At 72.7% G+C, this 18275-nt stretch carries 13 protein-coding genes; 7 read left to right on the top strand and 6 right to left on the bottom strand.

Annotated features, from left to right (window positions below; translation table 11 throughout):
* The first annotated feature begins 19 nt into the window (after positions 1 to 19).
* The 5 genes from IE108_RS14465 to IE108_RS14445 all read left to right on the top strand — a co-directional run bounded on the left by IE108_RS14465 (position 20) and on the right by IE108_RS14445 (position 6665).
* Positions 20 to 1336 (top strand): extracellular solute-binding protein, encoded by a 1317-nt coding sequence (locus IE108_RS14465; RefSeq protein WP_064730722.1) that lies wholly within the window; start codon positions 20 to 22, stop codon positions 1334 to 1336.
* A gap of 43 nt (positions 1337 to 1379) precedes the next feature.
* Positions 1380 to 2408, top strand: a complete 1029-nt coding sequence (locus tag IE108_RS14460) for a carbohydrate ABC transporter permease (protein WP_064730724.1) — start codon at positions 1380 to 1382, stop codon at positions 2406 to 2408.
* Positions 2401 to 3255 carry a carbohydrate ABC transporter permease gene (locus IE108_RS14455; protein ID WP_079163729.1) on the top strand — a complete coding sequence of 285 codons (855 nt, stop codon included), beginning with the start codon at positions 2401 to 2403 and terminating at the stop codon, positions 3253 to 3255. The genes IE108_RS14460 and IE108_RS14455 overlap by 8 nt, the downstream gene beginning before the upstream one ends.
* A gap of 35 nt (positions 3256 to 3290) precedes the next feature.
* Positions 3291 to 4649 carry a GH1 family beta-glucosidase gene (locus tag IE108_RS14450; protein ID WP_064732043.1) on the top strand — a complete coding sequence of 453 codons (1359 nt, stop codon included), beginning with the start codon at positions 3291 to 3293 and terminating at the stop codon, positions 4647 to 4649.
* A 135-nt stretch (positions 4650 to 4784) separates the two neighbouring features.
* Entirely contained in the window at positions 4785 to 6665 is a 1881-nt protein-coding gene (locus tag IE108_RS14445) for a discoidin domain-containing protein (protein ID WP_064730727.1), read from the top strand.
* A 69-nt stretch (positions 6666 to 6734) separates the two neighbouring features.
* Here the strand turns inward: IE108_RS14445 and IE108_RS14440 are convergent, their stop codons facing one another.
* The 6 genes from IE108_RS14440 to IE108_RS14415 all read right to left on the bottom strand — a co-directional run bounded on the left by IE108_RS14440 (position 6735) and on the right by IE108_RS14415 (position 15268).
* The gene (locus IE108_RS14440) at positions 6735 to 7553 is read right to left on the bottom strand and encodes an SAM-dependent methyltransferase (RefSeq protein ID WP_064730728.1); all 819 of its coding nucleotides are present in this window, start codon (positions 7551 to 7553) and stop codon (positions 6735 to 6737) included.
* Positions 7554 to 7696: 143 nt separating this feature from the next.
* Entirely contained in the window at positions 7697 to 10624 is a 2928-nt protein-coding gene (locus tag IE108_RS14435; protein WP_064730729.1) for a DUF5682 family protein, read from the bottom strand.
* Positions 10621 to 11745, bottom strand: a complete 1125-nt coding sequence (locus IE108_RS14430; RefSeq protein ID WP_064730730.1) for an ATP-binding protein — start codon at positions 11743 to 11745, stop codon at positions 10621 to 10623. Before IE108_RS14430 ends, IE108_RS14435 begins: the two co-directional genes overlap by 4 nt.
* A gap of 54 nt (positions 11746 to 11799) precedes the next feature.
* The gene (locus tag IE108_RS14425) at positions 11800 to 13326 is read right to left on the bottom strand and encodes a vWA domain-containing protein (RefSeq protein ID WP_079163730.1); all 1527 of its coding nucleotides are present in this window, start codon (positions 13324 to 13326) and stop codon (positions 11800 to 11802) included.
* Complete coding sequence (locus IE108_RS14420; RefSeq protein WP_064730731.1) at positions 13323 to 14750, bottom strand: hypothetical protein; 1428 nt, start codon at positions 14748 to 14750, stop codon at positions 13323 to 13325. The genes IE108_RS14425 and IE108_RS14420 overlap by 4 nt, the downstream gene beginning before the upstream one ends.
* Entirely contained in the window at positions 14750 to 15268 is a 519-nt protein-coding gene (locus IE108_RS14415) for a hypothetical protein (RefSeq protein WP_064730732.1), read from the bottom strand. Before IE108_RS14415 ends, IE108_RS14420 begins: the two co-directional genes overlap by 1 nt.
* A 201-nt stretch (positions 15269 to 15469) precedes the next feature.
* On the opposite strand from IE108_RS14415, the gene IE108_RS14410 reads away from it, so the two are divergent.
* Positions 15470 to 17116: a phosphodiester glycosidase family protein gene (locus tag IE108_RS14410; RefSeq protein ID WP_064730733.1), complete on the top strand. Its 1647-nt coding sequence runs from the start codon at positions 15470 to 15472 to the stop codon at positions 17114 to 17116.
* A 67-nt stretch (positions 17117 to 17183) separates the two neighbouring features.
* Positions 17184 to 18215 (top strand): alpha/beta hydrolase, encoded by a 1032-nt coding sequence (locus tag IE108_RS14405; RefSeq protein WP_064730734.1) that lies wholly within the window; start codon positions 17184 to 17186, stop codon positions 18213 to 18215.
* The last annotated feature ends 60 nt before the right edge of the window (positions 18216 to 18275 follow it).

Below are 18275 nucleotides of genomic sequence, written 5' to 3'. Positions count from 1 at the left end.
CCGGAAGGACCCAGGAGCCATGCGCAGCATCCGAGCCGCGGCCGTAGGCGCCGTCACCATGTCTCTCGCTCTCGCCGCCTCGGCCTGCGGAGGCGGTTCCTCCTCGGGCGGCGGATCCAACGACTCGCCCAAGGAACTCACCTACTGGGCCTCCAACCAGGGCGCCAGCGTCGAGGTCGACAAGAAGGTCCTCCAGCCCGAACTCGACAAGTTCGAGAAGGAGACCGGCATCAAGGTGAAGCTGGAGGTCGTGCCCTGGTCCGACCTGCTCAACCGGATCCTCACCGCCACCACCTCCGGGCAGGGCCCGGACATCCTGAACATCGGCAACACCTGGAGCGCCTCCCTCCAGGCCACCGGCGCGCTGCTGCCCTGGGACGCGAAGAACTTCGACACGATCGGCGGCAGAGACCGCTTCGTGGAGTCGGCGCTCGGCTCGACCGGCGTCGAGGGCCAGGACCCGGCCGCGGTCCCGCTGTACTCGATGGCCTACGCGCTCTACTACAACAAGCAGATGTTCGCCGACGCGGGCGTCACCAAGCCCCCGGCCACCTGGGACGAGCTGGTCGAGACCGGCAAGAAGATCTCCGGGGACGGCAAGTGGGCCCTGGGCGCAGAGGGCTCCAACCTGTCGAACAACATCCACCAGGTCTTCGTCCTCGGCAAGCAGCACGGCGCCGACTTCTTCACCGCGGACGGCAAGCCCGACTTCACCTCCGAGGGCGCCGTCGCGGCCGTCAAGCAGTACGTCGACCTGATGGCCAAGGACAAGGTCATCGCGCCCGGCAACGCCGAGTACGCGCAGAACCAGTCCCTCAGCGACTTCGCCAAGGGCAAGACCGCGATGGTGCTGTGGCAGACCGCCTCCGCCACCTTCAAGACCATGGGCATGAAGGAGGACGAGTGGGGCGTCGCGCCCGCACCCGTCGCCTCCGGCACCCCGGGCGCCGGCCAGGCCACCAACTCCATGGTCGCCGGCATCAACATGGCCGTCTTCAAGAACACCGACAACGTCGACGGCGCCACCAAGTTCGTGAAGTTCATGACCAGCGACGCCGAGCAGAAGATCCTCAACGAGGCGTACGGCTCCATCCCGCCGGTCAAGGCCGCCCAGTCCGACCCGGCGTTCAACACCCAGGCGACCGCCGTCCTGCGCGAGACCCTCGCCACCAGCGCCGCCGCGCTGCCCCAGGTGCCGGACGAGTCGCAGTTCGAGACGGCGGTCGGCACGGCCGTCAAGGAGCTGTTCGCGGACGCCGCGGCCGGCCGTGCGGTGACCGCCGAGTCGGTCAAGGAGAAGCTCGCCAAGGCCCAGCAGCAGATGCCGACGAAGTGAGCCCCCGGAACCCCATCGTCTCCGACACGACACGGATCTCGCCATGACCACCACGACCGCCTCGGCGCAGTCCCGTGAGCGGACGGTCGGCAAGAGCTCCCCCGGGACGGCGCGCGGACCCCGCCGCCGTCCCGGGCGGATCCGCCGCATCGGCCTGCCCTACCTGCTGCTCCTGCCGGCCCTGCTCCTCGAACTCCTCGTCCACCTGGTGCCGATGGTCATCGGCATCGTGATGAGCTTCAAGGAACTCACCCAGTTCTACATCCGCGACTGGACCGTCGCCCCGTGGACCGGCCTCGACAACTACAGCCTGTCGGTCGACTTCGACGCGCCCGTCGGCGAGGCCCTGCTCCACTCCTTCCTCGTCACCTGCGTCTTCACCGTGCTGTCCGTCGGACTGTGCTGGCTGATCGGCACCGCCGCGGCGATCTGCATGCAGGACGCCTTCCGCGGCCGGGGCCTGCTCCGGGCGATCTTCCTGGTGCCGTACGCCCTGCCGGTCTACGCGGCCGTCATCACCTGGGCGTTCATGTTCCAGCACGACAACGGCCTGGTGAACCACGTCCTGCACGACCAGCTGGGCCTCACCGACAAGCCCTCCTTCTGGCTGATCGGCGACAACAGCTTCGTCGCGCTGCTCGTGGTGTCCGTCTGGAAGGGCTGGCCGTTCGCGTTCCTCATCGTCATGGCGGGCCTCCAGAACATCCCCAAGGAGCTGTACGAGGCCGCCGCCCTGGACGGGGCCGGCGTCTGGCAGCAGATCCGCCGCATCACCCTGCCGTCGCTGCGTCCGGTCAACCAGGTCCTGGTCCTCGTGCTGTTCCTGTGGACCTTCAACGACTTCAACACGCCGTTCGTCCTGTTCGGCAAGGCCGCGCCGGAGGCCGCCGACCTGATCTCCATCCACATCTACCAGTCGTCCTTCGTCACCTGGAACTTCGGCGCCGGCTCCGCGATGTCGGTCCTGCTGCTGCTCTTCCTGCTGCTGGTGACGGGCGTGTACCTGTTCCTGACCTCCCGGTCCTCCCGGACGCCCCGGGCCGCCCGAGAAGGGAAGACGGCCGATGTCTAGGTCCCCGATGGCGGCGCCGCGCTCCTTCCTCTGGAGCCGCCGCGTCTTCCTCACCCTGCTCACCGGGTTCGTCCTGCTCCCGGTGTACGTCATGGTCTCCAGCTCGCTGAAGCCGCTCGAGGACGTCTCCAGCAAGTTCCGCTGGCTGCCCAGCGAGCTGACCGTGCGCCCGTACATCGACATCTGGTCGACCGTCCCGCTGGCGAAGTACTTCGTGAACTCGCTGATCGTGGCGGGCGCGGCGACGGTCTGCTCGGTGGTGATCGCGGTCTTCGCCGCCTACGCGGTCAGCCGTTACGAGTTCCGCGGCAAGCGCGTCTTCTCCGTGACGGTGCTGTCCACGCAGATGTTTCCCGGCATCCTGTTCCTGCTGCCCCTGTTCCTCATCTACGTGAACATCGGCAACGCCACCGGCATCGCCCTCTTCGGCTCCCGCGGCGGCCTCATCCTCACCTATCTGACCTTCTCCCTGCCCTTCTCCATCTGGATGCTGATCGGCTACTTCGACTCGGTGCCGCGCGACCTGGACGAGGCCGCCCTGGTGGACGGCTGCGGGCCGCTGCGCGCGCTGTTCAAGGTGGTCGTTCCGGCCGCGATCCCGGGCATCGTCGCGGTCGCCGTCTACGCCTTCATGACCGCCTGGGGCGAGGTGCTGTTCGCCTCGGTGATGACCAACGACGCCACCCGCACCCTCGCCGTCGGTCTCCAGGGCTACTCCACGCAGAACGACGTGTACTGGAACCAGATCATGGCCGCCTCCCTGGTGGTCAGCGTCCCCGTGGTGGCGGGCTTCCTGCTCCTCCAGCGCTACCTCGTCGCGGGGCTGACGGCGGGTGCCGTCAAGTGACCGCGACCAACCTTCCCGAACCCGAGAGGACCCACGTGACCATCGACTTCGCCGCACTCCCGCACGACTTCCTGTGGGGCACGGCCACATCGGCGTACCAGATCGAGGGAGCCGTGGCGGAGGACGGACGTTCGCCGTCGATCTGGGACACCTTCTCGCACACCCCCGGGAAGATCGACAACGACGACCACGGCGACGTCGCCTGCGACCACTACCACCGCACGCACGAGGACATCGAGCTGATGCGGAGCCTGGGCACCAACGCCTACCGCCTCTCCATCGCCTGGCCGCGCGTCGTGCCGGGCGGCGACGGACCGGTCAACGCGAAGGGCCTCGCCTTCTACGACCGGCTGATCGACGACCTGCTGGCGGCCGGCATCACACCGTCCGTGACCCTCTACCACTGGGACCTGCCGCAGGCGCTCCAGGACCGGGGCGGCTGGCCCGAGCGCGCGACCGCCGAGCACTTCGCCTCGTACGCCTCCGTCGTCGCCGAACGCCTCGGCGACCGCGTCCAGCACTGGGCCACGCTCAACGAGCCGCTGTGCTCCGCCTGGATCGGCCACCTGGAGGGCAAGATGGCCCCCGGCTGGACCGACCTCACGGCCGCCGTGCGCGCCTCCTACCACCTGCTCCTCGGCCACGGCCTGGCGATGCGTGCCATCCGCGAGGCGGCCCCGGGCGCCCAGGTGGGCATCGTCAACAACCTCTCCACCATCCACGCCGCCACCGACCGGGACGAGGACCTGGCCGCCGCCCGCCGGATGGACGGCCACACCAACCGCTGGTGGCTGGACCCGGTCCACGGCCGGGGCTTCCCGGAGGACATGCGCGAGGTCTACGGCGTCGAACTCCCCGAGCAGCCCGGCGACATGGACCTCATCGGCGCCCCGCTGGACTGGCTGGGCCTGAACTACTACTTCCCCCAGACCGTCGCCGACGACCCCGCCGGACCGGCCCCGCACGTGCGCACCGTGCGCCGGGCGGGCGTACCGCGCACCGGCATGGACTGGGAGATCGACGCCGGCGGCATCGAGGAGCTGCTGCTGCGCCTGACGAACGAGTACGGTCCGCGCAGGCTGTACGTCACCGAGAACGGCTCGTCCTTCCCCGACGTCGTCCGCCCCGACGGCACCATCGACGACCCGGAGCGCCAGGAGTACCTGAGCGCGCACCTCGCGGCCTGCGCGTCCGCGGCCCGCCGCGGGGCCCCGCTCGCGGGCTACTTCGCCTGGTCGCTGCTGGACAACTTCGAGTGGGCGTACGGCTACGACAAGCGCTTCGGCCTGGTCCACGTCGACTACGCGACGCAGGTCCGCACGGTCAAGGGCAGCGGCCGGCACTACGCGGACATCATCCGCCGGGCGGGGGAGAGCGAGCGCAAGGCGGCCTGACCCCGTGGTGGGCGCGGACGCGGGAGTCCGCGCCCACCACGGCACCACCGGCACGGCCGAGCACATGCATGACAGGTACATGGCATTCGTCTGTGGCATTCACCCATGGCAGAACTCGTCCGGAGGAGACCCCCCATGCCATCCCGCACCCCCCGCACCCTCCTGACCGCCCTCGCCGCACTCACCCTGCTGGCGGCGGGCCCGGTCCTCACCACCCCCGCGGCCGCCGAGGCCTCCGCCGCCACGGCCGCCTGGGACACCGACCGCGCGGCCTCCGCCTACGCCGCGAACCCCGCCGCGGTGACCGCCTCGGCCAGCGAGAACGCGGGCACCGCACCCGGCCTGGCCTTCGACGGCAGCGGCGCCACCCGCTGGTCCAGCGACTTCACCGACGACGCCTGGATCCGGGTCGACCTCGGCGCCGTGCTCCGCGTCGACCGCGTGACCCTGGACTGGGAGGCCGCCTACGGCAAGAGATACGTGCTGGAGGCGTCCAGGAACGGCACCGACTGGACGCCCTTCTACACCGAGACGGCCGGCACCGGCGGATCGGTCACCGCCCACACCTACCCGCAGGAGGTCACGGCCCGCTACGTCCGCATGCGCGGCGTCGAACGGGCCACCCCCTACGGCTACTCCCTCTACTCCTTCAAGGTCTACGGCGGTGAACCGGCCCCCGCCTCCACCACCCGCACCAACCTCGCGCTGAACCATCCGGCGTACGCGAACTTCTACCAGCACGCGGGCAACTCACCTGCGTTCGTCACCGACGGCGGCCGCCCGGCCGACCTGAAGGCCGACGTGAGCCGGTGGTCCAGCGACTGGAACGCCGACCGCTGGGTCTCCGTCGACCTCGGCGCCACCTCGGTCGTCGACACGGTGGACCTGTACTGGGAGGCCGCCTACGCCGTCGACTACGAACTCCAGGTCTCCGACGACAACCGCACCTGGCGCACCGTGTACCGCCCCTCGGCGAGCGAGGTGGCCGCCCGCCGCGCCGACGTGAAGTCCCCCGGCGAGGCCGCCGGCCGGCACGACAGCGTCCGGCTCCCGCAGCCCGCCACCGGCCGCTACGTCCGCATGCTCGGCAAGGAGCGCCGCTCCTTCTACAACCCGGCCCCCTCGACCGCCCAGTTCGGCTACTCGCTCTACGAGTTCGAGGTCTGGGGCACGGGCGGCAGCGCCGCCGCGGCGTACCCGGCACTGCCCGGCGAGCAGTCCGGCGCCTACCGCACCACGTTCTTCGACGACTTCACCGCCGGCTCCCTGGACCGCTCCAAGTGGCGGGTGGTGCGCACCGGCACGGAGATGGGCCCGGTCAACGGCGAGTCCCAGGCGTACGTCGACTCCGCCGACAACATCCGCCTGGAGAACGGCGCCCTGGTCCTGCGCGCCAAGTACTGCAAGGGCTGCACCCCGGCGGGCGGCGGCACCTACGACTTCACCTCCGGGCGCATCGACACCAACACCAGGTTCGACTTCACCTACGGCAAGGTCAGCGCCCGCATGAAGCTGCCGGTGGGCGACGGCTTCTGGCCCGCCTTCTGGATGCTGGGCAGCGACGTGGACGACCCCTCGGTGTCCTGGCCCGCCTCCGGCGAGACCGACATCATGGAGAACATCGGCTACGGCGATTGGACCAGCAGCGCCCTGCACGGTCCCGGCTACTCGGCCGACGGCAACATCGGGGCACGCCAGGTGTACCCGGGCGGCGGCCGGGCCGACCAGTGGCACACCTACGCGGTGGAGTGGACGCCGACCGGCATGAAGTTCTCCGTCGACGACCGCGTGGTCCAGGAGACGACCCGCAACAAGCTGGAGTCGACCCGCGGGGACTGGGTCTTCGACCACGACCAGTACGTGATCCTCAACCTCGCGCTCGGCGGCGCCTACCCGGCGGGCTGGAACAAGGTCACCAGCCCGTACTGGGGACTGCCCCAGTCCAGCGTGGACCGCATCGCCGCCGGCGGGGTCCAGGCCGAGGTGGACTGGGTGCGGGTGGAGCAGAAGGGGTAGCGGCCGGGACACGCCGAAGGGCCGCCGGGGCGCGCCGGCCGCCCGGCGGGGCGGGCGCCCTATGTGCTCTCAGGCGCCCTTCCTCGCCACTCCGCCGTAGATGCCGATCGGCGCGGCGTCCGGTCGCGGGGGCTCCTCGGGACGCCAGTCGGTGACCCGGACGAGCCCCGGCTCGACCAGGGTGAAGTCGCCGAACAGGTCCAGGACCTCGGCGTGACGGCGCAGGTTCATGGAGGCGGTGGCGTTCCTGTAGACGGCCGCCGCGTCCGCGCGCCGGTCCTCGTGGACGTCGCCCGTCGCGTGCGACAGCACCAGGTAGGACCCGTCAGGCAGCGCGTCGCGCAGGGTGGCGACGATGCCCGCCGGGTCCTCGGCGTCGGAGACGAAGTGCAGGACCGCCACCAGCAGCAGCGCCACCGGCCGGTCCAGGTCGACGACCCCGCGGACCTCGGGGTGGTCGAGGATCGCGCGGGGATCGCGCAGGTCGGCCAGCACGACGGAGGTGTCCGGATCGTCGGACAGGGCCCTGGAGTGCGTACTGACGATGGGGTCGTTGTCGACGTAGGCGACCCGGGTCTCAGGCGCCAGGGCCCGGGCGATCTGGTGGACGTTGGGCTCGGTGGGCAGTCCCGTGCCCACGTCGAGTATCTGCCGGACGCCGCCCTCGGCCACCACGTGCCGGACCGCGCGGTGCAGGAACCGGCGGTTGGCGAGGACGCCCTCGCGCACCTCCGGCGCCGCCTTCATGAACTCCTCGGCGGCCCGCTGGTCGACCTCGTAGTGGTCCTTCCCGCCGAGGAAGTAGTCGTACATCCGGGCGGGATGGGGCTTGCTCGTGTCGACGCGATACGGGTGGGCGGCGTTCTCGCCACCGCTCAGGGAGGTCATGCGGGCCTCACTCCGTCCTCAACTCGCGGTCCGCCCGCGGGAGCTGCCCGGCGGCCGGCTGTCGGAACATCATCCTGGCATGCCCCGCGCCCGATGGACCGGCCCCGGCTCCCGTCCGCCGCCGGGATCCGGTCCAGGCGGCGTCAGCTCCGCGCGAGCACCGCCTCCCACGCCTCCCCGGCCCGCGGATGACGGGCCGTCAGCAGCGCGCCGGGTACATCGGCACCCCTCCCCGTGTCCCAGGCACCCCCGCACCCCAGCAGGGCGGCCACCGCGTCGCAGGCCGCCGGGTGGGCGGCGAGCAGCGCCACGCCGGACGGGCCCCCGGCCCCTTCCGGCGACGCCTCGGGGCCGGACCATTCCCCCGCGCACCCCAGCAGGTCCGCCACCACGTCGCAGGCCGCCGGATGCCTCGGCAGGAGCGCGGCGCCCCGGGGCCGCGGGCCGCCGGAGCCCGGCCGGGCGGCGTCCGCCGGCACCGGGGACGCGTGCCACGGCGGCACCCAGGCGTCCAGCGCGGCGAGCCGCCCCGGGAAGATCCGCCCCGCCTCCCGCACCAGCAGCGCCGCCGGCTCCGCGGCACCCGAGCGCAAGGTCGTGATCAGCAGCGGCAGCCACGGCAGCAGCACCGGGTCGGGCAGCCGCGCGAACGCGTTCGACACCGCCTCCACCACCACGTCCGCCAGCCCCGGCACCGGCTCCAGCGCGTGCACGAAACCACTGAGATAGCGCGGATACGAGGGCACCACCAGCGGGTTGTCCAGCAGCGCGTCGCACCGGGCCCGCAGCTCGGCCCGCGACAGGGTGCCGAGCCGCACCCGCGCCGCCCACAGCAGGGCCGTCTTCGACGGGTCCCCGGGATGCGACTGCCCGACCGCCAGCTCCAGCTGGGCCCGGTCGCAGCCCAGCGACAGGGCCAGCCCCTCCATGCCGAACAGGAAGCCCAGCATGGCCGCGACCTGCCCGACCGTCGCGTCCTCGTCCTGGAACGCCGTGGGCAGCAGCGTGCAGTAGTGGGCGTAGCCGGTCTTCACGAACGACTCGATCCACGGCGGCAGCACCGGCTCGCTCGTCCGGTAGTACGCCAGCAGCGCCCGCACCCGGCGCAGCACCTCCGGGGCGCCGTCGACCGTGCGCTCGGTGGCGAGCACCTTCAGCGCGTGGCCGCCCAGCTCGTCCGCGAGGCGCCGGCCGCGCAGGTACAGCGTGGCGTCCTCGACCGCCGCGAGCACGTCCGCGGTCGTCGCCCGCGGACCGTACGCGTCGCGCCGCAGCCGCTGTTCGAGGACCTGCTCGATGCTCACGCCCTCGTAGCCCAGCTCGATGAGCGCCCGCTGGTGGGTGCCCAGCGAGAGGTCCCAGGACTCCTGAACGGACCTCTCACCCAGCCGCCGCTCACCCATGATCGGGCGGACCGCCCCCTGTGGCAGCAGGCGGCGCAGCATCCACAGCGCGTCGGAGCAGGCCGCCAGTTCCGGCCGGGCGGCCAGGTCGAGCAGGGCCCGCCGCACTCCGCGCTGCTCGGGCTTCAGCTCCAGCGGCGCGAGGCGGTCGTACACGTCACGGGCCAGCGGCGGCAGCGACTCGTACCCGACCCGGCCGACGCGGTCGCCGCCCATCATGATCTCGACCAGCCGCCGCACGTCCCGCCGCCCCGGCACGCTGTCCTTCTCGATGCAGGTGACCGCCGCGTCCTGGAAGTCGTACGGCGTCGGCTTGGCCCGGTCCCGCATCCCGGCCAGCAGGATCGACGTCTCGAAGACGGCGATGGCGTCCGCCGTGGAGGCGAGGTACCCGTTGCGGCGAGCCGCCCGCACGATCTCCACCGACCAGCCGAGCAGTTCCGCCTCGTCCAGCCGGTCGATCGCGGGCGGTTGGCGCAGGAAGCCGGACAGCCTGTCCGCGGCAGGGCCGGCGGCGACGGCCGGGGCGTCGGCCGCCTTCCTCGCCGCGGACTTCCGCCGGCCGGCCTGCCCTTCGAGGACGTACGGCTTCACCCGGCTCCGCCTGAGCCCCTTGGCCCACTCCGTCGCCGCGATCGACACCGAACCGGGAGCCAGGCCGAACTGCGCCTCGATCGCCGCGTGGCTGGACGGGATCAGCCCGTACTGCCAGGTGGTGGCCGTACGCGGCGGGATCGTGAACGTGTCGGACCCGCCCGCCACACCGAACTCCTCGACGCGGCTGGCCGCGTGGAACGCTCCGCACACGTACAGGCAGTCCCGCGGGTCCGTGCCGCTCGCCGCCAGGTGCTCGCGCATCCGCGTCCACATGTACCGCTCGCGGTCCTCGTCCACCCGCAGCCGGGACCCCTCGCCGGGGGCGAGCCGGCGGAACAGGCTGCCGATGAGGAACATGACCTGCCGGTAGGTGGCGTGGTCGCTGTCCCCGAGGGGGACCTCCACGTACTGGTGCCACCACTCCGACCAGTGCCGCACCTTTCCGTGGCGCAGCAGGTGCTCCTCCAGCTCGGCGAAGCGCGGCCGCAGGTCGCCCAGCTCGACACCGACGGCCTCACCGTGCAGCGCGGCCTCCTCCTCCTTGGGGGCGTCGTCGCCGCCGGCCGTCCCGGCCTCCGGCCCGGCGCCGCCGTCCCACTGGAAGACGTGGTCCGCGGACCGGTCCACGAGCACCAGCTCGACGCCCGGGGTGTCCAGGGCGTACGCGATCGCCTGGTACTCGGCCGACGCCTCCGTGACCGGTGCCACCACCGACAGGGGGGCCCACTGGGCGGGGAAGCCCTCGACGTCGCCCGCGAACGCCTGCACCGCCACCGGCAGCCGGCAGTTGCGCAGCTCGGCCAGGAGCGGCGCCATGTCCTCGCACAGCTCCAGGTAGACCACCTTGGGCTGCTTCTCGCGCAGCCGGCGGGCCATGGCGGTCGCGGAGGCGGGGGAGTGGTGGCAGACCGGGAAGATCTCCAGCGGTTCGCGCACCGCGCGGTCCACGTCGTCGACCAGTCCGAGCAGGATCCCCTCCAGGGCGTCGGGCCCGTCCGCGAAGGCCGCCGCGGCCTCCTGGAGCTGTCCGCGCAGCGCGGCGAACGACGTGTCCTCCTGGGCCCCGCTCATGACAGGGTGGCGATCGCGTCGCGGCCGCCCTCCAGGAACTCCGTCCAGGGGCCGCCCTCCTCCTTGCCGCGCGGCTCGACGACACCGTGCAGGTACTTGTTGAGGATGGCCAGGTCCTCGGGCTCGCGCCGGGTCAGGGAGCCGACCAGCGAGGCGGCGAGGGTGCGGGCGGTCAGGGCGCTCTCGCCGAAGAAGTTGCTGTGCAGGACGGCGTCCTCCAGCACGCCGATCTGCTCCGCCGTCGACAGCGCGGACTCCAGCTTCTCGTCGTCGCTGCCGGCCGCCGCGGCGGAGGCGCGCAGGTCGGCGAAGCTCCGCAGCAGCACGTCGAGCAGGGTGGGCGGCACGTCGAGGTCGATGGAGTGCCGGCGCAGCAGCTCCTCGGTGCGGAAGCGGACGATCTCCGCCTCGCTCTTCTTGTTCGTCACGACGGGGATGCGGACGAAGTTGAAGCGGCGCTTGAGCGCGGACGACAGGTCGTTGACGCCCCGGTCGCGGCTGTTGGCGGTGGCGATGACGGAGAAACCCGGCTTGGCGAACACGATGTTGTCGTCGCCGGCGCCGCTCTCCAGCTCGGGGACGGAGATGTACTTCTCGGAGAGGATCGAGATCAGCGCGTCCTGCACGTCGCTCGTGGACCGCGTCAGCTCCTCGAAGCGGCCGATCGAGCCGGTCTCCATGGCGGTCATGATCGGTGAGGGGATCATCGACTCCCGGGACTGACCCTTGGCGATGACCATGGAGACGTTCCACGAGTACTTGATGTGGTCCTCGGTGGTGCCCGCGGTGCCCTGCACCACCAGCGTGCTGTTGCGGCTGATCGCGGCGGACAGCAGCTCGGCCAGCCAGCTCTTGCCGGTCCCCGGGTCGCCGATGAGCAGCAGCCCGCGGTCGGAGGCGAGGGTGACGATGGAGCGCTCGACGAAGCTCCGGTCGCCGAACCACTTCTGGGACACCTCCCGGTCCAGGCCGTCGGACCGCTCGGAGCCGAGGACGAACAGGCGGACCATCTTGGGCGACAGCCGCCAGGAGAACGGCCGGGGGCCGTCGTCGACCGACTCCAGCCAGTCGAGTTCCTCGGCGTACTTGATCTCGGCGGGGGCGCGCAGCAGTTCGGACATGGGTGAGGGGCCTTTCCTTGCGGTGGGCACGAGGGTCGCGTGGGCGTCCGTCGGTCAGGTGAGGAACGTCTTGAGTTCGTGCACGAGCTTCTTGATGTGGCCGGAGATCACCGGCGCGCCGAGGTCCTTGAACCGCTCCCTGAACCACGGGTTGACGCTGCCGCGCCCGGAGCTGGTCACCGATCCGACCGGGATGAACTTCGCCCCCGAGCGGTGGACGGCGGCCATGGCGTCGAACAGCTCCTGCTGCCGCCATTCGTAGAAGTCGGAGATCCACACCACGACCGTGTTGCGCGGCTCGGCGATCTTCGGCTGGGCCAGCGCCATCGCCACCGTCCCGTCGGTGCCGCCGCCGAGCTTGGTCCGCAGCAGCGTCTCGAACGGGTCGTGGGCCCAGGGAGTGAGGTCGAGCGCCTGCGTGTCGTACGCGATGAGGTGGACGTCGACCTTCGGCAGCCCGGCGAAGATCGACGCCAGGATGGTGCAGTTGACCATGGAGTCGACCATGGAGCCCGACTGGTCCACGACCACGACGAGGCGCTGCGGTGTCGTCCTGCGGCTGGTGTGCCGGTAGTAGAGGCGGTCGACGTAGAGCCGCTCCTCCTCCGGGCTCCAGTTGGTGAGGTTCTTCCAGATGGTGCGGTCGATGTCGAGGTTGCGGAAGACCCGCTTGGGCGGCACGGACCGGTCCAGTTCGCCCGCCGTGGACTTCTCGACCTGGGTGCGCAGCACCTCGGTGACCTCGTCGACGTAGCGCCGGATGAGCGACTTGGCGTTGGCCAGGGCGACGCCCGAGAGGTTGTCCTTGTCGCGCAGCAACTGCTCGATCAGGGACATGCTCGGTGTCAGCCGGGAGGCCAGTGCCGGGTCGGCGAGCACCTCGCGCAGCCGCATGCGCCGGACGAGTCCGGCCTCGACGGCGGCGAGTTCGGGCCCGATCGCCGGGACCAGCCGGTCCAGGCCGGGTGCCGGGCCGCCGACGCCGGTGCCGGACGGGCTCACCCCGGCGCCGGACGGTCCCGCGCCGCCCGCCGCGCCCCGTCCGCCCCGCAGCTCGCCGGGGCGGCAGCCGAGGGCGCGCTCCAGCCAGTCGGCGTCGGACTGCCAGCGCGCCAGCTGTCCGGCGCTCACGTTGCCGGAGCCGGTGGTGAAGACGTTCAGCAGCAGCTTGGAGGCGAGCGCCGCGCGGCGCACCTCCTCGGCCCGGTCCCGGTCGCCGTCCTCCCGCGGCTCGGGTGCCATCAGCCCGTCGAACTCGGCGGCCAGCTCCGGGTGCCGCTGGACGACGGAGTCGACGGAGGCGCCGGGGTCGAGCAGCGCCGGGGGCAGGCCCACGTCCTCGACGACGGCCAGGCTCGCCGACTCCAGGGCGGCCTGCTCGTCGGGGTCGAAGAGGCGGGCCAGCAGACGCCAGTAGAGGACCTGGCGGCGGTTGTCGTCGGCGTGCGGGGCGTGGCTCTGCCGGTCGGGGGCGGGCTGGGCGGGGGCGTCCGCGGGCTGTGCGGCGGGGTGGCAGGGGCCCGGGGCAACGCCGGTGGGGCGGTCGGGGCGGGGAGTCTGCCCGGCGGCGGGGCGGGTCATTTCCGCAGCAGCTTTCCGGCGCGCTCGCGCAGCACCGTCACGGCGTCGGTGGCGGCCTTCTCGGCCCGCACCCCCGCCTTGTCGGTGGTCCCCCCGGCCCAGGCGCCGGCGTGCACGGCCACGGACTTCCCGCGCGCCGTCCGCTCGACGGCGAGCGGCTGGAGCAGGAACTCCCCAGCGTCCCAACGCAGCAGCCCCAGACAGGCACCCGAGGCGGTGACCGCCTTCGGGGTGAGCGGTCCGGCGGCCGGCACGCGGTCCGCGTCGACCCGCAGACGGCACCCGGCGAGGTCGAGGACGACGCCGCCGTCCTCCTCCGGCCCGCCGGCCTCCTCCCGCACGCGATACCCCTCGACCAGGACGGGCACCGCGATCCGGGCGGGGTGCCGGTCCAGCGGAGCCACGGCGTACGCGGCCGCCGCGGGCAGCGCCACCCGGGCCGTGGCGAACACGTCGGCCTCCGCGCCGGTGCGCGCACACGCGTCGTCCCACAGCAGATCGCCCTCGGCCGTCACCGGCATCCCCTCCAGCTCCACGGCACGGCCCTCGCCCACCGCCGCCAGCAGCGACATGTGCGGCCGCAGCAGCTGCCACAGCCCGGCACCGACCACCGTGTCCGGCTTCGGGGCGGACACCGAGGCCCGCACCAGCCGGGGCGCACCGCCGCCGGCCGGCTCGAACACCGCGTGCACCTGGGCCTGTACGGCGGTGGCGTGCTCGTGGACGTCGACGCCGAGCGGCAGCAGACGTCCCGTGGCCGACCCCGTGGCGGGCGCGGCCGCGGCCCCCGGCAGCGTCAGCAGCAGGGCCCGCGACCAGAGGTCGGCCCAGCGGCGCACCGGCACCCGCTCCAGGGCGGCGCCGGGACAGCAGGCGGCCAGCTCGGCGGCGAAACCGTCGAGCAGCGTGGCCACGCGGCGCAGGGCCGGGTCGGCCAGCATCGCGGAGACCACGGGCGCCGCCCCGCCCACGAGGTCGTGGTCGACGCCCCGCCAGCCGGCCCGCGCCAGGTCGCACAACCAACTGCGCGCCGCGGCCATGAGGTTCGGAGCAGGCGCCGATGCGTCGGCCGCTCCGGCCTCCGCCGAAGGGTCGGCCGTCCCGTCGGCCGCGGGGCGCCCCACGGCCTCGTCCACGCGCAGGACGAGCGCGTCGTGCACGGCTCCGAGCAGCGCGGTGCGGGCGGCGGCGAGCGCGACGAAGTGCTCCTCGTCGCCCGCGCCGGCGACCGTCTTCTCCGCGGCCTCGGCCACCCGCGCGGCCAGCGGCGTCCCCGCCACTGCCGCGGCGAGTCCGGCGGGCCCGTCGGCCTGCCCCGGCTGCGGGCGGAGCAGACCGCCGACGAGCGAGGCGTCGAACCCGTCCACGGCCGCGAGCGCCTCGTCGAGGCCGTCGATGTCGTCCAGAAGCAGGTCGGCGCGCATCAGGCCGCCACCGCCCCGCCGGCCGGGAACCAGTGCATCTCCGGCAACGGGGCCGTGGTCGCGACGAGTTCGAGGTAACCGAGGTGGCGCAGGAAGCGGCTGAACACCTGGGCCGCCGCTCCGCCGTCGCCCGCCCCGGGCCGCGTGACCGTCATCGCGGAGAGCAGCGCGGCCGCGTCGGCGCCGCTCTCGGCCTCGGCCTTCAGATAGCGGGCGACGCGCTCGGCGCCGTACTGGAGCACGGCCTCGGTGACGAGTGGGCGTATGTGGTTGCAGAACGAACCGCGAGCCCCGCCGCAGGGGCGGTTGTTGTTGGTGCTGCACGAGAACGCGTAGGTCGCCGCCGCGACCGACGACACGTACACCCGCCCCGCGTCCGACCCGCTGGACACCACGCCCTGCAAGCGTCCGTCGGCCAGTTCGACGAACGGCACCTTGGCGAGCTTGCGGGGCCGCGCGGGCGGCACCACACGCACCGTGCTCGACTTCTCCCAGACGGACAACGCACCATCTCCCATGCACGCGAAAGAAAGGGGGGTGTTCGCGCCACGTCGGCGGAACAAGAACGAACCTATCCCCGACCACTGACAACGCCCCCGGAACGACCACCGCTCCCGGACCGCCGGGCGGCCGCCGCTTCTTGACGCGTGCCGTCAGGGGTCGATACTTGTGCGCAGCATGGGTCGGTTGGTGTCCGTGGTCGGCAAGGGGCGGATCGGATGAAGAGCCGGACGAGCAAGAGGCTGTGCGCCGCGGTCGCCGCGCTCGGCATCGCCGCCACACCGGGCGCACTCCCCGCGCACGCCTCCGCCTCCCCGCCGCCCCGGCCACCGAGCGGCCCCACCCTGCCCCTCGGCCCCCGCGACCTCCCCGAGACCCGCACCACGACGACCCTCCAGCCCGGCGTCACCCTCACCCGTATCGTGCGCGGCGACGCCGAGGACCCCGCCCTCCACTGGACGGTGGAGGTCTCCATCCCCGGCGGCGACACCTCACCCGACCCGGACGCACCGCCGACGGCGCTGAGGGACCGGGCGAGCGCGGACGAACTCGCCGCCGATCTGCGGCAGAAGGGCTTCGAGGTCCGCGTCGAGCAGGTGCGGACACCGCGCACGGCCGACTACGCCGGCGGCACCCTGGGCTGGCGGGTACGGGTCGGCGCGTACGACGAGCAGTCCGAAGCACTCGCGGAGCGCGCCCGGCTGACGGCGGCGGGCCACACCGGCTCCGCCGTGTACACGGGCTGGGACGGCGAGGCCACCGACCGGGGCCCGTGGCGCGTGGACGTGCTCACCGTCGACCCGCGCGGATTCCGCGGCAGCCTCGGCGCGTCGTACGGCCCCGACCTGGAGGCCCGCGAGACGACCAGCCGCCTTTCCGCCTCGGCCGGCGCGACCGCGGCGGTCAACGCGGGCTTCTTCGTCCTCGACCCCAAGGCGGGCGCACCGGGCGACCCGGCCGGCGTCGGCGTGTACGACGGACGCCTGCTGTCCGAACCGGTGGCCGGACGCCCCGCCCTGGTCCTCGACGACGACGCCCGCGCCACGCGGGTCACCCGCTTCACCTGGCGGGGCCTGGTCACCGGCCGCGGTGCGTCCCTGCGGCTGGGCGGCGTGAACCGCGTACCCGGCCTGATCAGGAACTGCGGCGGCGCTACGGGAGACACCCCCACCTCCCTTCCGCTGCACGACGTCACCTGCACCAACCCGGACGACCTGGTCGCCTTCACACCCGAGTTCGCGGGCGGCCGGACACCCGGCGGCGAGGGAGCGGAGGCCGTGCTGGACGCGCACGACCGGGTGGTGGAGGTCCGCTCGCCCCGGGGCGGAGCCCTTCCGCCGGGCGGCAGCTCGGTCCAGGCGACGGGACGGCGCACGGCGGACCTGATCGCGCTGGCCCGGGTGGGCGAAACGCTGCGCGTGCACACGACCCTGCTGGACGCCCGGGGCCGCCCCTACCGGCCCTCGCCCCGCACCGACATCGTGAACGCCGGCCCCGAGCTGGTCCGCGACGGCCGCGTCCACGTCACACCCGCCGCCGACGGCATGGTGCACCCCGGCGATCCGAGCTGGTACTACGGCTGGGTCCACAAGCGCAATCCGCGCACCCTGGCCGGTGTGGACGCCGCGGGCCGCACCGTACTCGTCACCGCCGACGGACGCGGCACGCGATCCCTCGGACTCGGCGTCACCGAGAGCGCGGCGGTCGCCAGGTCACTCGGACTGCGCGACGCGGTGAACCTGGACGGTGGCGGCTCGACGACGATGGTGACGGACGACGCCGTCATCAACATCCCGTCGGACGCGACCGGCGAACGCCCGGTCGGTGAAGCCTTGTTGATCCAGCCCCGCCCGCAGGGCGGCTGACGTACGTGTGACATCCGAGGACCCGCACCACAGCGCGACGAAGAGCCACCCACCCCAGGGAGCCGCCGTGTTCGCCAACGTGTCCACTGCCCCGACCCACCCGCGCACCAGGGCGTTCCTCGCCCCGGCACTGCTTCTGATCGTGCTGCTCGCGACACTGGCCCCGACGGCCCCCGCGCGGGCCTCGGGAAGCCCGGCTCCTTTCCCCTCCGGCGCGGAGGTGGTGGCCGTCACCCGGGTCGCGGACCGGCAGGTCGACCTGTCCGTCCGCTCCACGGCCCTGGGCGGCCGCACCGTCAAGGTCCGCCTCCTCACCCCCGACGGCTGGGACCCCTCCGACCGGCACCACCGCCGCCACTGGCCCACCCTCTGGCTCCTGCACGGCTGCTGCGGCGACTACACGTCGTGGACCGCGATGACCGACGTGGCGCGCACCGACAGCCTGCGCGACGTGCTGGTCGTCATGCCCGAGGCGGGCTGGAACGGCTGGTACAGCGACTGGTGGAACCACGGCGAGGGCGGCGACCCGGCGTGGGAGACCTTCCACACGGTGGAACTCCGCCGCCTCCTGGAACGCGACTGGGGCGCCGGCGACAACCGCGTGGTGGCGGGCCTGTCGATGGGCGGCCAGGGAGCCCTGTCGTACGCGGCCCGGCACCCCGGCATGTTCCGGGCGGCGGCGGCCTACTCGGGCTCGGCACACCCGCTCCTGAACGACGAGTCGACCAACCGCATCCTGGGCTTCTTCGCGGGCCAGGGCGACGATCCACTCCGCGTCTGGGGCGACCCCGTGGCACAACGCCGCATCTGGCAGTCGCACGACCCCTTCCACTTGGCCCGCCGCCTCAAGTCGATCCCGGTCTACCTGTCCTGCGGCGACGGCACCACGGGCCCCCTCGACGCGCCCGGCAGCACCAGCGCCCTGGAGGCCGACTTCAACCGCCAGAACCAGGCGCTGGCGGCGGAGCTGAAGCGGGTGGGCGCGAGGCACGTGACGACGAACTTCTACGGCCCGGGGACGCACGGATGGGCCTACTGGGAGAGGGAGTTGCACGCGTCGCTGCCGATGCTGCTGAAGGCACTGCGGGTATCCGGCTGACACCTCGCGGCATCCCCAACACCCCTTGCGGCAAAGGGAACAGCCCTCTAACTTAACTCC

The organism is Streptomyces parvulus (genome assembly GCF_014648855.1).
Lineage (GTDB): Bacteria > Actinomycetota > Actinomycetes > Streptomycetales > Streptomycetaceae > Streptomyces > Streptomyces parvulus.
Note: the sequence above shows the minus strand (reverse complement) of the source record. Positions and strands in the feature narration are given on the sequence as shown.

Bases quoted from the DNA above. Each gene is read 5' to 3' on its own strand.
- IE108_RS14465 (WP_064730722.1), top strand. From the start codon at position 20: ATGCGCAGCATCCGAGCCGCGGCCGTAGGCGCCGTCACCATGTCTCTC.
- IE108_RS14460 (WP_064730724.1), top strand. From the start codon at position 1,380: ATGACCACCACGACCGCCTCGGCGCAGTCCCGTGAGCGGACGGTCGGC.
- IE108_RS14455 (WP_079163729.1), top strand. From the start codon at position 2,401: ATGTCTAGGTCCCCGATGGCGGCGCCGCGCTCCTTCCTCTGGAGCCGC.
- IE108_RS14445 (WP_064730727.1), top strand. From the start codon at position 4,785: ATGCCATCCCGCACCCCCCGCACCCTCCTGACCGCCCTCGCCGCACTC.
- IE108_RS14440 (WP_064730728.1), bottom strand. From the start codon at position 7,553: ATGACCTCCCTGAGCGGTGGCGAGAACGCCGCCCACCCGTATCGCGTC.
- IE108_RS14435 (WP_064730729.1), bottom strand. From the start codon at position 10,624: ATGAGCGGGGCCCAGGAGGACACGTCGTTCGCCGCGCTGCGCGGACAG.
- IE108_RS14430 (WP_064730730.1), bottom strand. From the start codon at position 11,745: ATGTCCGAACTGCTGCGCGCCCCCGCCGAGATCAAGTACGCCGAGGAA.
- IE108_RS14425 (WP_079163730.1), bottom strand. From the start codon at position 13,326: ATGACCCGCCCCGCCGCCGGGCAGACTCCCCGCCCCGACCGCCCCACC.
- IE108_RS14420 (WP_064730731.1), bottom strand. From the start codon at position 14,750: ATGCGCGCCGACCTGCTTCTGGACGACATCGACGGCCTCGACGAGGCG.
- IE108_RS14415 (WP_064730732.1), bottom strand. From the start codon at position 15,268: ATGGGAGATGGTGCGTTGTCCGTCTGGGAGAAGTCGAGCACGGTGCGT.
- IE108_RS14410 (WP_064730733.1), top strand. From the start codon at position 15,470: ATGAAGAGCCGGACGAGCAAGAGGCTGTGCGCCGCGGTCGCCGCGCTC.